This is a genomic window from Ligilactobacillus animalis KCTC 3501 = DSM 20602 (assembly GCF_001434535.1).
Lineage (GTDB): Bacteria > Bacillota > Bacilli > Lactobacillales > Lactobacillaceae > Ligilactobacillus > Ligilactobacillus animalis.
Genome location: NZ_AYYW01000032.1, coordinates 138,842 through 152,843, shown reverse-complemented (window position 1 = coordinate 152,843; position 14,002 = coordinate 138,842). Strand labels below are relative to the sequence as shown.

11 protein-coding genes are annotated in these 14,002 nt (G+C 39.6%); 7 read left to right on the top strand and 4 right to left on the bottom strand.

Annotated features, from left to right (window positions below; genetic code table 11):
- The first annotated feature begins 130 nt into the window (after positions 1 to 130).
- Complete coding sequence (locus FC30_RS05935; protein ID WP_010688675.1) at positions 131 to 2,704, top strand: coiled-coil domain-containing protein; 2,574 nt, start codon at positions 131 to 133, stop codon at positions 2,702 to 2,704.
- A 757-nt stretch (positions 2,705 to 3,461) separates the two neighbouring features.
- Positions 3,462 to 4,451, top strand: a complete 990-nt coding sequence (locus tag FC30_RS09475; RefSeq protein WP_010688681.1) for an Lreu_0056 family protein — start codon at positions 3,462 to 3,464, stop codon at positions 4,449 to 4,451.
- Positions 4,452 to 4,749: 298 nt separating this feature from the next.
- Here the strand turns inward: FC30_RS09475 and FC30_RS05925 are convergent, their stop codons facing one another.
- Positions 4,750 to 6,363, bottom strand: a complete 1,614-nt coding sequence (locus FC30_RS05925; protein WP_010688685.1) for an APC family permease — start codon at positions 6,361 to 6,363, stop codon at positions 4,750 to 4,752.
- 167 nt (positions 6,364 to 6,530) lie between these two features.
- On the opposite strand from FC30_RS05925, the gene FC30_RS05920 reads away from it, so the two are divergent.
- The 5 genes from FC30_RS05920 to FC30_RS05900 all read left to right on the top strand — a co-directional run bounded on the left by FC30_RS05920 (position 6,531) and on the right by FC30_RS05900 (position 11,382).
- Positions 6,531 to 7,034: a type II toxin-antitoxin system HicB family antitoxin gene (locus FC30_RS05920; RefSeq protein WP_235804179.1), complete on the top strand. Its 504-nt coding sequence runs from the start codon at positions 6,531 to 6,533 to the stop codon at positions 7,032 to 7,034.
- Between the two features lie 81 nt (positions 7,035 to 7,115).
- Positions 7,116 to 7,955, top strand: coding sequence for a phosphotransferase (locus tag FC30_RS05915; protein ID WP_010688689.1), 840 nt, complete (start codon positions 7,116 to 7,118; stop codon positions 7,953 to 7,955).
- Between the two features lie 169 nt (positions 7,956 to 8,124).
- Positions 8,125 to 9,273: a D-alanine--D-alanine ligase family protein gene (locus tag FC30_RS05910; protein WP_010688690.1), complete on the top strand. Its 1,149-nt coding sequence runs from the start codon at positions 8,125 to 8,127 to the stop codon at positions 9,271 to 9,273.
- 61 nt (positions 9,274 to 9,334) lie between these two features.
- Positions 9,335 to 10,837 (top strand): glycerophosphodiester phosphodiesterase, encoded by a 1,503-nt coding sequence (locus FC30_RS05905; protein WP_010688691.1) that lies wholly within the window; start codon positions 9,335 to 9,337, stop codon positions 10,835 to 10,837.
- Positions 10,837 to 11,382, top strand: a complete 546-nt coding sequence (locus FC30_RS05900; RefSeq protein ID WP_029507300.1) for a DNA-3-methyladenine glycosylase I — start codon at positions 10,837 to 10,839, stop codon at positions 11,380 to 11,382. The genes FC30_RS05905 and FC30_RS05900 overlap by 1 nt, the downstream gene beginning before the upstream one ends.
- A gap of 50 nt (positions 11,383 to 11,432) precedes the next feature.
- Here the strand turns inward: FC30_RS05900 and FC30_RS05895 are convergent, their stop codons facing one another.
- The 3 genes from FC30_RS05895 to FC30_RS05885 form a co-directional block, all read right to left on the bottom strand.
- A complete protein-coding gene (locus FC30_RS05895) occupies positions 11,433 to 11,918 on the bottom strand; it encodes a universal stress protein (protein ID WP_010688693.1) in 486 nt (161 codons plus the stop codon).
- Between the two features lie 69 nt (positions 11,919 to 11,987).
- Positions 11,988 to 12,278, bottom strand: a complete 291-nt coding sequence (locus FC30_RS05890) for a hypothetical protein (protein WP_225361411.1) — start codon at positions 12,276 to 12,278, stop codon at positions 11,988 to 11,990.
- Between the two features lie 337 nt (positions 12,279 to 12,615).
- Positions 12,616 to 13,884, bottom strand: coding sequence for a replication-associated recombination protein A (locus FC30_RS05885; RefSeq protein ID WP_010688697.1), 1,269 nt, complete (start codon positions 13,882 to 13,884; stop codon positions 12,616 to 12,618).
- Positions 13,885 to 14,002: the final 118 nt, after the last annotated feature.

The window sequence follows — 14,002 nt, the reverse complement described above, 5'->3', positions numbered from 1 at the left end:
ACAAGACTTAGATTCTAAAACATCTGATTTACAAACAGCACAAAAAGATGAATTAGACGCACAACACGCTGTCGATCAAGCCCAACATGACGTTGATGCGTAAAAAGAAGCTGAACAAAAGCTTCCGCAATTGACTGAAGATGCTAACCAAGCTAAAGAAGCCGTTGACAGTGCACAAACCAGTGTCGATCAAGCTCAAACTAATTTTGATACAGCCCAAAAGAACTTAGCTGATGCTAACACCAATAAAACAACAGCTGATTCACAAGTCGAAGCTAAGAAATCAGAAGTCTCAACTGCTAAAGATGCTGTTGACACAGCACAAAAAGCGCTTGATACAAAAGGTTCAAAAGCCGAACTTGATCAAGCTCAAACCGATTTTGATTCTGCGAAATCAGCTCAAGCAAACGCTCAAAAAGATCTAACCGAAAAACAAACTGCTAAAGAAAATGCCGATAAAGCTGTCGTACCTGCAAAAGAAGATCTTGCTACGGCTAAAGATACGCAAAGCTTGTTACAAGAGGCTGTTGACCATGCTAAATCAAAACAACAAGCTCAAGCCAACGTTGTCACTGATTTACAAAACAAATTGAATCAAGCAAACCAAACAGCAACTAAGACCAACGTTCAAATTCACGTTACAAATGAATTGAAACAAGCTGTTCAAAAGTATGTCAACGATGTATATGCTAACGCTGATAAAACAACGCTCAATAACGATGCTAAAGCTATTCAAGATGCACTAACAAATCCAAAAAAATATGGATTCCCACATACTGATATCACAGGATCTGGATCAAATTCTAAAATTGAAACTAAAAACAACGGTGGACCCTTATCAATAAACTATATTCCATCATCTGAAGATGAAGAATTAATGGAACAACATAATAATCATCCACTATATGCTTCGTCAAAACAACTTGTGGGAAATCTAACCAATAAACAACTACTAGAATTAGAACAATTTACAGCTGATATCATCAACGCCATGCGTGATGCTTTAGGCATTAGTGATAAAGTTGGACACGTTATTGTCAATCAAGACGCCATTAATATTGCTAATCAACTTGGAAAAAATGAAGTTGCAACAACCAATGCTAATATAACAAAAGATGTTGCAAATAAATATGGATTAGATTACTCAAAATTGCGAAATGAATTATTGATCGATCGATATGGATTCTTCTTTAACTTCGTAGCACAATCCTTACCATGGAAAATGTCATACGTAAAAGGTATGCTTGCTTATAATTTAAACGAATATATTTCATTAGGCATTTTACTACCAAACGGACAAACTGCCACAGATCGAAATGGTAATCCTCTATATGATCATGATCTTGTAGGACTTGAAAGTAAATCACTCTTAGGGATCACACCAAATCTCATTAAACAAGCTAAAAATAATACAAATAAAGATCAATACTTTGGTTGGTCTCACCCCGATTTTCCTAATCGAAAAAACGACATCAATGTATCAACCCGCTTCATCTTTATTCCCCAAAGTATGATCACTGACAAATCAAAATTTGATCAAACACCGTTGTTCCAAAATACAACAAATGATACTACTGCTTTACGTTCCGAATTTGATCAAGCAACCAGTCGCTTACAATCGCTAACTAATACCTTGACTCAAGCTCAAGCAAAACTCGACACCGCTAACGCTCAAGTAAAAACCGCTCAAACAGCTTATGATCAAGCACTCAAACAACAAACTAACGCTGATCAAGCGCTTGCCACAGCTAAAACAGCCCTTCAAACTGCTGACCAAAACTTAGCCACAGCGCAAACAAAACTTGATTCAGCCAAACAAGCTTATGCTGATAGCTTAAAAGATACGGCTACTAAACAAGAAGCGCTCAAACAAGCACAAACTACTTTAGCGCAAAAACAAGCCGAATTAGATAACTTAGTTGCGTTACAAACAAAAGCTAACTCCCACTTAGCTGACGCCAACATCAATTATCTAAACGCTGAACGTCAATTAAAAGACGCTCAAAATCAACTTGCAGTAGCAAAGGATGCGTTTAATAAGGCAACAAGTACGCAAAAAGAAGCACAAAAACAAGCTGATCAAGACCCAGCTGAACTTCAAGAAGCTTTAGTAACAGCTCAACAAAATTTAGTTACAGCTCAAACTAACTTGGCTCAAGCACAAGCACAAAAAGACGAAGCTCAAAAGATTTTCGATACTGAATCTGCTAAACTACAAGAGCTTCAAACTAAGTTGACCGAAGCTAAACAAGCCCTTGAAACAGCCAAAACTAACGCTACTAAAGCAAATAATCATTACGAATCACTGCTTAACGCTGATAAGAACTTAGCTCAAGCTCAAACTGCTTACGATCAAGCCGTACTTGCTTATAATAAAGTACAAGCTGATTTAGCAACTGCCCAAGCAAAACTTGCTTCCGCTAAGCAAACGCAGCAACAAGCTCAAGCAGAACTAGCTAAGGCTAAGCAAGAACAGATGATATTGATGAACTTTGAAAAAGCATATCAAGCAGCTCAAAGTGAAAATCCAGCACGTAAGCTAAATGTGCATACGGTTGGAAATGAAAAACAACAACCGGCTAAGAAAAATAACGTCTTACCACAAATGGGTGATAAGAATAGCCTAGCAGGTGTAGTTTTAGGAATGATGACAACGCTAACTGCTTTAGGTACAGCTATTGTTTCACGGCGTAAACGTTCATAATTGAATAACTTTTCTCCTCTGGGTACTTTAACCTGGGGGAGTTTTTTAGTTTGTAACAATATATTTGTATTTTTTGAAAAGAACTATTTATTCGTAAATAGTTGTGTGATAAAATAATGTTGTGAATGAGATAGTAGAGTATTTTGTTAGATTGGTTAAAAATTTGTGATTGAGATATTTGGCTAGAGATTTAGCTAGTGTTGAGCTTGATGATTCATTGGGGAATATTGTGATTAATAATGTAGGATAAAAAGTGTGGGATTTTCAGTAGTGTAGCAACTGTTAGGGGATTATAGGTATAGTTGTTGCAAATTAGGAAGAATCTGTTGAATTTGTGATGGATTTCAATTGAGATAGTGTGAAAAGTGAGAATCTTTAAGAAGATCTATAAGAGGAGTTTAGGTGGCTACTTTTATAGGTCTTTTTATTATAATCCACTCGGAGTACCTGAGTGACTTTTTTTAATGCCCGAATAAATCTTTGCCTGTTTTTCCCGAATAAGTTGTGAAAGAAAATAGGGTATATTACAATGGTAAATTTAAATGATTATCTAAGTCATGAGACAATTAAAAAATATAGGAATGGTAAATTGGATTGGGAATATGATATGACGATTGATATGGATACTCTCTATAAATTAATTGTTGTGATCTTACTGGAATGTGTTCCTTGGTATAATTAAAATGAGATAGAGATATACATGAGTAAATTATTATCACAGTATAATAGTAGTAAAGCAGAGGAGGTAATAGTAATTATGAAAAAATTAGCAGTTATTTTATCACTTTGTAGTGTGGGGGTGTTGCTCACTGCCTGTGCTCAAAAAAGTGAACCGACTAAAAAGGTAGAATCATCATCTCAGGTAAAACATAGTAGTAGCTCCAAAAGTTCACGTAGCAGTGCAAGTAGTACGACACTAGATAAAAAGGCTAGTGAATCCCAAAGTTCAACACCTTGGAATGCAGATAAGGATGCACAGTTGCAAAGCTTTATCAGTAGTTGGCAGGGAAAAATGGGACAGTCATATACTAAATATGATGGACAAAATTCACTAAAAGCATCAACTGGAACAACTTATCCGGATATTTTCAGCGGAAATGGTGTTTATATGAATAACTCCAGACTTTCGATAGGATATAGTCCAACTGGTGAAGGGCCGTATGATTATAATGTCGTAGCGATCTATAATCATGATGGGACTCAACCACCGTTGCCAAATCATATCACCTATCTATTCGCATTTCATAATGGTCAACCTGTAGCTTTAGTTGATCAATCACGTGAAGGTGAAGTTCGTGTGACAGAAACTAAGAATGCAGATGTTAGAGAAGCTTTCCAAAGGATCGCAGGTGAAAATACAACTACAAGTAGTGATGAAAAAGAGCGTGAACCATCATTTAACGAATTAGCTGTTATGACGTATGCCATTGGTTATGGGGATGGTGATATAAATGGTGCAAAAGTTGCAGCAGATAATGGCTTTTTAGATTTATATTATATGCAGGATTCGGGACGTTATGGTATTGGTCAAGGAACATCGGCAAGTACGATCTTATTGCAACAAGACGGTGATAAAATGAAGTACTGGACCAAGGATACCAGTGGTGGAAGATCTACGGCAACGGCCCGTGTAGTTGAGCATACGGTTTCGATCGCTGAATTAAAATCACGCTACTTTTCGACAGCCGAACAGCGTGCAACTATAGAGCAGATCGCAAGTAAATTAAAAACAGGAACTTCCGAATAATAGTTTATAGCTTCCAGAGAGATTGAATCTCTGGAAGCTATTTTTTATCGAGAAATCTACGTCATAAAATAATTATCTGCGTCATTTTGGGGTAAAATGACGTAGAAAAAAAGTTGGTGAATACTCATCAGCTTTTTTAGTAGTGTTATTCAGAGCTAGCTTTACCGAACAAAATAAAGTTTCTGTGAGAGAATTTTAGGGGAATTTACATAAAAGTATTTTGGCTCAATTTGCGTATCTTATAAGTGTAGACCAAAAAATCCCCCACTCAGTCTACGGACTAAATAGGGGAAAGAAACTAGTTTTGACTAGGTTTTTTATGTGCGATCAAGACAAGTAAAGCCAGTGCGATCACGACTTCAATGATGATATAAACTAACCGCAAAGCAATCTTTGTTCCGCCGAGCCAAACATCAAAGACTACGGAGAAGACAACAAGTGCGATCATTAGATACCATTGTGACCGATCAAAAGCAGTCCCATACTTGAGCTCGCGTCGTCTGATCGAAGGTAACAAGGCGCCAAGTCCGATCAAGACCACGATCGAGACGATATTGATGACTAATTCGTACCACCATGTGTGGCTAAATTGTTCCACGTCTTGTGGAGCGACCCCAAGTAGGGTAGCCAAGGCTGTAACGAGTAACAATAAAAGTCCAACAAGATATGCCAATTTATCATTTTTGATGAAGACATATTGGGATGGATATTTGCTGGAGTTTTTGCGGATCCGCATGAAAGCGTAGAAGATCCAGCAAGTTACCCCAGGTGAGATGATCCCGTTTAAGTTCAAAAGCCAGTTGAAGACGTCGTTCATCTCAGGTAAGAATACACCCAAGAACATGATGAAGGCACATAGCGTACAGGTCAAAATGTAACCGTTGATCGGAAGCCCATCTTTGGTCGTCTTACGTAAGAATTCAGGCATGTATTTATCACCAGTATCTGAGATCAACATCCGTGTCATTGCATCCAGTAGCACCGCTAACAAAGCACACATGTAAACGACCGAAGTCCAAGCGTAGACATACATGAAGACATCGCCTAGCCCAAATTGTTCGCCCAAAGCTTGGAAAGCATAGTAGGAACCATTCATTTTAAGGTCATTTGGCAAGTGATAAGCGTTAAAGTAGATCCCCAAGGCAAAAGAACCAAAGATCGTTAGAAAGGCTGTCATAATAGCTAAGGCGATCATCGCTTTCGGGAATTCCCGCTGTGGTTTACGCATTTGTGTTACGTATGGTGCGATCAATTCGCTCCCGTTAACGGCGTAGATCAACATCCCGACAGTCGTCCAATATTTCAGATCAAAATTAGGAATGATCGTATGTACATTCATCGGTTGTGTTGCCATATGCCCACCATTTTTAGCTAAGCCAACAAAGGCTAAAACAACAAAGAGGATCGTCATGACAAACATCATGCCCCCACCGACAACGCTTAGAAATTCCATTGAGTTAGCTAAGCGCCGTTGAATGATGATAAAGATAATGAAAATAATAAAAGTCCAAAGAGTAAATTGTGCATTTGACATGGTGTCTTGGAATTTGTCCGAACCAGTAAACGCCCAACCAAAGCCAACGACGACTGAGTTAGCTGAGTCAACGACATAAGGCACTGAAGCAGCCCAATAAGTCCAAGCAGTAAAGTAACCAAGAAATTCACCATTAGTTCCGCGGATCCAAGAGCTAAGCCCGCCACCTTCTTTATTGAAGACCGAGCCGAGTTGTCCGACCATTAGAGAATAGGGAATAACATACAAGAAAAGCATCAAGACCCAAGATGTGATAACTGTCATACCTTGGTTTTTAAAGTTATACATAATATCATCAAAGCCGATGACGGTCACAAAAGCCATCAATGTCAAGATCGGCCAACTGATATATTTTCCGTGTGTCTGTGTGTTGTCCATGAAAATAAACCTTCCTTTTTACATAAAATAATCATACCTACAAAGAATATCCTAACTAAAGATAAGTTGCAAGGGTGAATCAGGTATAAGATGTAAAAATAGGCTTAGATATAGTAATTTACAATATGTATTGCTAAGTTCTAAAATATGCTTAGAGAGGGATATCGATGCCATTTACCGGTAAAGAAATGCTGAAATTTCTTAGAAAGCATGATTTAAAGAAGTGCAGATTGGGTGTTTCTGTACATAGTAGTAAAGGAGGAAAGCCGATGTCTAAAAAGCTTATGATGGCCTATCCAGCGATTTTTAGAGCTGAAGAAAACGGGGGATACTATATTGAATTTCCCAATCTAGAAGGGGTCTATACCGGGATTTCTGAAAATGATCTTCCACTTGGCTTAGAAATGGCAAGTGAAGTTTTAGGAATAATGTTGTCTGAATTTATCCAAAATGGTGAAAAATTTAATGCGCCTTCTCCGATAAATATGATAAAGCATAAGGAATCAGAATTTGTGACGTTAGTGGCTGTTGATGTCAGCCAGTATTTTGAAAAAGATAAATTAGTTAAGAAAAAACTATCCATTCCTAAATGGGTAGATGAGCGTGGCAAAAAATTGGGTGTTAATTTCTCTGCATCATTGACGCAAGCGATCCTTGAAACTACGGAATAGTCTTTTAGCAGATTATGGACGTACCAGCAATGAATAAGTATAATAGGCGGTAGTAGTAATGAGAAAAGGGATGCGAGATTAATGTTGATCGATTTTTTAAATGAATACTATCAAGCTGATCTGGAAACGATCCATGATGTAGCGGGAAACAAGCATTTGACAGGTCACAGTGAGCGATTTGCGTGTGATCTATTCGTTAAGATCTTCAAGGACAAAGACAAGTTTTATGCAGAGCAACATGTAAATCAAGTCTATTGTCCAGATATTTACCTTGATAATGTGATCTATGAGGATAATTACGTTATCGTTTTGAAGGATCGAGTGATGAATGACGTTGAAAAAGAAGATCTAACGCCGGCTAAAGCCTATCAATTTGGCGAAAAATTAGCGCTGTTCCATGCTGGATTGACCGGAGAAGTTGCTGTGCCTGATGATAAACGTGTATTGTCACAACGTTTGGAAGAGCAGGTGGCTAAATTTGTTGGTACGGCGTATGAAACTGAAGTTAATGAGGTCTTTTCGCTCTTAGAAGAAGACTTAGCTCCAGCTGATACAGACTATGATCTATTGCCCAAAGTCGTTTTGCACGGTGATTTTAGTATCCGTAACTTGATGCTATATGGTGATCATGAAGTGTTGATCGATTTTGAACGGGCTCATATGGGAGTGGCTTACGAGGATCTGATCAAGTTTTTCTTCAATGAAGTTAAAGAACTTGATCTGCGAAATGAATTTATCGCCGGTTATCGCAGTCAAAAAGAACTTGAGATCCCGAATTATAGTCTGCAACATTGCCTTTTATTCTGGTGTGCTTTGGACATTTTGGAATTTCACTTGACCCATGAAAAGCAAAAATTTGGTCAAATGGCTCATGAAATGTTCGAAACTATCAAACAGGGCACGGCTGTCCTTGAATTGTGAGCGTATTTTACGTACTGAGTTATTTTTTTCTTAAATACATGACAAGAAAAGGCTTTTCGTGGTATCATTTTCTTAGTTATTGGAGACAAAAAGACCGCTGTTATGGCTGATTTGTGGACAATAAAAAGCCGTATAATAATATTATATATAAGAGGATGGATATACCATTATGGCAGATAAAAAATTGCACATTGCATTGCTTTTTGGCGGAAACTCATCTGAACACGATGTTTCAAAGCGTTCCGCACACACAGTTTACGACGCATTAGATAAGGACAAATATGAAGTTTCAGTCTTCATGTTCACTAAGGATGGTTTCTTACTTGGCAACGAAGACTCAATGAAGATTTTTAATGGTGCTGTGGAAGATGAAGTGGTTGCCGAAGCGATCAAAGATGTTGATTTTTCCAACCCATTAGCTAACTTACAAAATCTTTCAGAAGTTAAAGATGTTGATCTTTTCTACCCAGTTATCCACGGTAACATGGGTGAAGACGGTACTGTCCAAGGCTTGTTCCGTTTATTGAACAAACCTTATATCGGTAGTGGGATCGCTTCTTCAGGTGTTTCCTTTGATAAGGACTTGACTAAGCAACTCTTGACTTTACATGGGATCCGCAATACTAAATATGTGGTGGTCACACCAGAAACACGTGCTGATCATCCATACGAAGAATGTGCTGCCAAATTAGGTGAAACATTATTCATCAAACCAGCACGCCAAGGTTCTTCCGTTGGGATCCACAAAGTTGCTAACAAAGAAGATTTTGAAGCAGCTTTAGATGATGCTTTTCGTTATGATTACAAGGTCTTGATCGAAGAAACGATCAATAGCCCACGTGAAGTTGAATGTTCCGTATTGGGTAACCGTGAAGCTAAGGCATCTAAATTAGGTGCAGTTGTAGTTCCTGAAGGTGATGACTTCTACGATTACAACAACAAATTCGTGGATGCTTCAGGCGTGGTCTTTGAAATTCCAGTTGAATTACCAGAAGATCTAACAAAAGAGATCCAACAAATGTCCTTAGATGCTTTCCGCGTGTTAGACAACCGTGGTATGGCTCGGATGGACTTCTTAGTTGATGAAAACAATGTTCCTTACTTTGGTGAAGTTAATACCTTACCAGGGTTCACCAACATTTCATTATATCCACAACTTTGGGCTGTTTCTGGTATCAACTACAAGGCCTTGATCGATGAATTGATCCGTTTAGCGATCGCTGAATTCGATGACAATGCTAAGTTACACTATGACTTCCAAGAATTAGGTTCTGAGAAGCTTGGTGCAGGTCTTTTAACAGACGAAGATAAGAAATAATCGTTATATTTGACAAGGGGATGCGGTTTTGCCGTATCCTTTTTTTGTGGGGTGAGAAATTTTGAAAAAATTGGATCAAAATTTAGTGATCCTAGGTTGTATTATTGTATTTTTGAATAGTTTGATGTTGCGCTGGCCGATCTTTGGTCTTGTGAGTCTCATACTCTTGCCACTTTTAGCGACAACTTTGACGAAACAAACCGGGAAGAACTATTTAGCCAAATTATTTTATATCGTTATTTTGTTGTTTTTATGGTTACCTTTCAGTGCACTAAGTTTTAGTTTGGAGCGCTTGAATCAAGTAGCCCTTTCGCTACCGCTCAGTGCTTGGATCTTTACCAATCGGCGGATCATACTGGGGATAGGGCTGCTGATCTTTTTAGTGCTCTATTATCTAGCTTTGCGTTCATTTTTGGGGATCATCCCGTACTTTACCACCTCAGCTTCACTTAAGGAGACACTCAAGCAGAGTTTTTCTAAGACCAAGCACCATTTTTGGCATTATGCTAAATATATTGTATTAGGTGGGGCAAGTCTTTGGGGCGTTGATCTATTAGGGCTATGGGCAACAACTTTGGTAACTACTCAAAGCGTAGCCATCATCTATGCGGTTAGTTTTTGGACGCTCAAACAGATCTTATTATTGAGCCTAGTCTTTTGGAGCATTAAAAGTGAGCTGATAAGTAGGCCAGCTGTTGCTTTACCAGCTAATTGGAAAAAGTGGGGGGCAGGAGTTTTAGTGCTTTTAGCATTGGGGATCCAGGTAAATTTGGCACATAAAGCGTTAAATGTTGATCCGGGCACACTACCTCTCGTGATCTCACACCGTGGAGTCGATGGTAAAAATGGGGTTCAAAATACGTTACCTGCCTTGGATAAGACAACGCACGCCGCCAAACCAGCTTATGTTGAATTGGATATCCAAGAGACCGCTGATCGTCGGTTTGTGGTGAGCCATGATGAAAATCTCCGTAAATTAGCGCATAAGAACTTAGTGATCGCTGATAATTCCTTAGAACAACTGACCCAAGTCAAGCTTAAAGAGAACGGACATGTGGCTTATGTGACCAGTTTTGACAGCTATTTGAAGCAAGCTCAAAAACTAAAGCAACCACTCTTAGTAGAATTAAAGATCAATCAAGGGACAGGGAAAAAATTTAGTGAGTATTTTTGTGAATTATATGGGAAAAAGCTAGCTAAAAGAGATGCTGTTCATTCGATGGACCTAGCTGCGATCAATGAATTAAAACAACGCCTTCCTAAAATGCAGGCGGGTTATATTTTGCCATTCAATCTCTTTAGTTTGGCTGAAAATAAGGCAGATTTTTATTCACTTGAATATAAGACAGCAACTAAAAACTTTATCCAAACAGCGCATGCTGACGGAAAAAAAGTCTATCTTTGGACGATCAACTCGCCTAAACAAGCTTTGATGGCTTGGGTCTTGGGGGCTGATGGTGTGATCACCGATGAACCAAGTAAGATCGAAAAAAGTTTAGCTGATCGCAGTTCAAAAACATATTTGAAAGCCAATCTAAAATTATATCTAAAGGGGATGATCTAATACCACGCTGTGATTGGGCGGATAGTGACCCCAAAATGCAAGCTTATCATGATAAAGAATGGGGTCGTCCCGAATATGATGAGCAAAAATTATTTGAATTGATGAGTTTAGAGTTGATGCAAGCCGGGCTGAGTTGGCAAACTGTCTTGAACAAACGGTCTGCTTTGCGAGAAGTCTTTTATGATTTTGATATCCAAAAGGTCAGTCAGATGGATCAAACCGATGTCACACGCTTACTGCAAGATGAACGCATCATTCGTAATCGTTTGAAGCTAGAAGCGATCATCAATAATGCCAAAGTCGTCTGTCAGTTAGAACAAGCAGGCTCGAGTTTAGATGAGCTATTGTGGCAGATAGTTGACTATGAGCCATGTATCAACTACTTTACCAAACCAGAACAGGTTCCTGCTAAGACGGAAACTTCGCTTGAGTTAGCTAAAAAATTAAAAAAGCAGGGGTTTAGATTTTTAGGACCAACGACAGTCTATTCACTGATGCAAGCAGCAGGGTTGGTCAATGATCATTTGGTTGGCTGCCAGGCATAAAGAAAAAAGCTTCGTTGTCCCAGGTTTGGGATAACGAAGCTTAAATATTATTATTTCTTGTCTTTTTTGTTGAGCGCAGGTTTGTTTTCTAAGTCTGTTCTGACTACTAAAACATCGCAATCAGCTGTGCGGGTCACGTATTCAGTTACCGAACCGATCAAGAGACGTTCAACGGCATTTAAACCAGTTGCCCCGATCATGATGAGATCGATATTTTTTTCTTCAGGAAGATCCTTAGCAATAACTGCCTTTGGAGCACCATACTCTACTGAATAAGAAATGTTCTTAAGACCTTGTTCTTTAGCTTGATTTGCGTAACCTTCCATTGTCTTCTTCGCAGTTTCAGTCACTTGTTCGACCATTGCTGTATCGAAACTGGAGATATTTTGGAATGCACGAGTATCAACTACATGGACCAAATACAAACTAGTATCGTCACCGTTACGCTTAGCGACCGCAACAGCTTTCTTGAACGCCAATTCAGATTCATGTGAGCCATCGACCGGCACAAGAATGTTTTTATATCTTTGTAACATCAGGATCACCCTTTCTTCTTTATCAATTCTATTTTACTTTATTTATTTGAAAAATGAAAGCAAGAACAACTACGGCATGCGTAAGTATGTCGGCATTAAGATCGACATGATAAAGACCAAGATCGCATCCAAAATGAGCATCGTGATCTGAAAGGCGAGGATGCCTAAGAAAGCAGCGATGATCGTTAAAACACCCAAGATCGTTAAGATATATGCCCATAATGTCATGGCTTTTTTTAGGGCCGGATCATCCTTTGGAGAAAAGACACCAAAGAGCGTTTTAGTGCGGTGGGTGAAGAGATAAAAGCCCATGTAAAATAAGATCAAGCCTAAAACGAGCGTTAGACCTAAAGTTAGCATTTCTTTCACGTGACAAAAATTCCTTTCTCTAAATAAAGATAGCGGTCAAGATAAAATCCCAACCGCTATCCAAAGCTTTTAACTTTAGAATATCCGATAATGCCGTTAATCATCCTTGTAGTTGAACCCGCGTGTAAGCAGGAAAATGTATCCCTAGTCTAACTTTTGACTCCCAGTAAAGGTCTGCCAGCTATTAGACATTGCGAATAACAAAAATTAAAGTTGTTCGGTCAACCTTACATTTATAGGATAACGCGTACATCTCAGAAGTTCATTATCATAGTAGCACATTTTTTTTAGGAATGCAATGAAACCAAATGAAGCGTTATCAAAAATTTTAGCTTTTAAATTTGTTCAAACGCTCATACTGTTCTTGCAAGGCTTTCTCATAACGACTGTTTTCTTTAGGTGCATAATAGTGCTCAGTTTTAAGCTTATCAGGGAGATATTGTTGTTTTACCCAGCCGTGCGGGTAATCGTGAGGATATTTATATCCAATTCCACGACCTAATTTTTTAGCACCTTGGTAATGCGCATCCCGTAAATGATCGGGCACATCCCCGTAGTTGCCGGCTCTAACATCGGCTAAAGCGGCATCGATCGCCATGATCGCCGAGTTTGATTTAGGTGAAAGACAAAGTTCGATCACGGCTTGGGCTAGGGGGATCCTGGCTTCGGGCAATCCGATCTTTTCGGCAGCTGTAATCGCTTGGACCGCATGGGCACAGGCGTTGGGATTGGCGAGGCCAATATCTTCATAAGCGATCGTCAGTAAGCGTCGGATGACTGAAGGTAGATCGCCCGCTTCAAGGAGGCGTGCCATGTAATGCAAAGCGGCATCCGTATCTGAACCACGGATCGATTTTTGAAACGCCGAGATCACGTCATAATGGGCATCGCCATCTTTATCTTGCACCAAGGCTTTCCGTTGGACGCATTCTTCGATCGTTGGTAGATCGATCGTGAGCACTCCCGAATCATCGGGCTCTGTTGACATTACCGCCAATTCCAGCCCATTTAACGCACTGCGCAGATCACCATGGGTAACACGGGTCAAATGCAGGCGGGCTTCGCCGGTCAGCACGACATTTTGCTCGCCCAGCCCATTTTCTTTATCGGTGAGGGCCCGGTCGATCGCTTGGCCAATATCAGCTTCGGTCAAGGGTTTGACTTCAAAGATCTGAGTGCGACTGCGGATCGCCGGGTTGATCGTGATATAGGGATTTTCGGTCGTGGCGCCGATCAAGATGATACTGCCTTTTTCCAAATGGGGTAAGAGGAAATCTTGTTTTGGTTTAGTTAAGCGGTGGATCTCATCGAGTAGTAAGATCACAGTCCCACTGATCTTGGCTTCTTCAGCAACCATTTCGAGTTCTTTTTTCGAGTCGGTAGCGGCATTTAGCATGCGAAATGCGTATTTAGTCGAACCGGCGATCGCGCTAGCAATACTAGTTTTGCCGGTCCCTGGTGGTCCATATAAGATCATCGAAGACAATAATTTAGCTGAGACCATCCGAGCTAAGATCTTCCCGGGGGCGACAAGGTGTTGTTGTCCCACGATATCTTCGAGTTTTTTCGGACGCATCCGATAGGCTAATGGTTTCAAAAACACTCATCCTTTCGTTTGCTTAATAGTAGTATTATAGCAAACCGACACCAACTGACAAGCAAATAGCGATCGCAGGACGGCAAGGGATTTGTTATAATGGTAAAAATGAGAACTG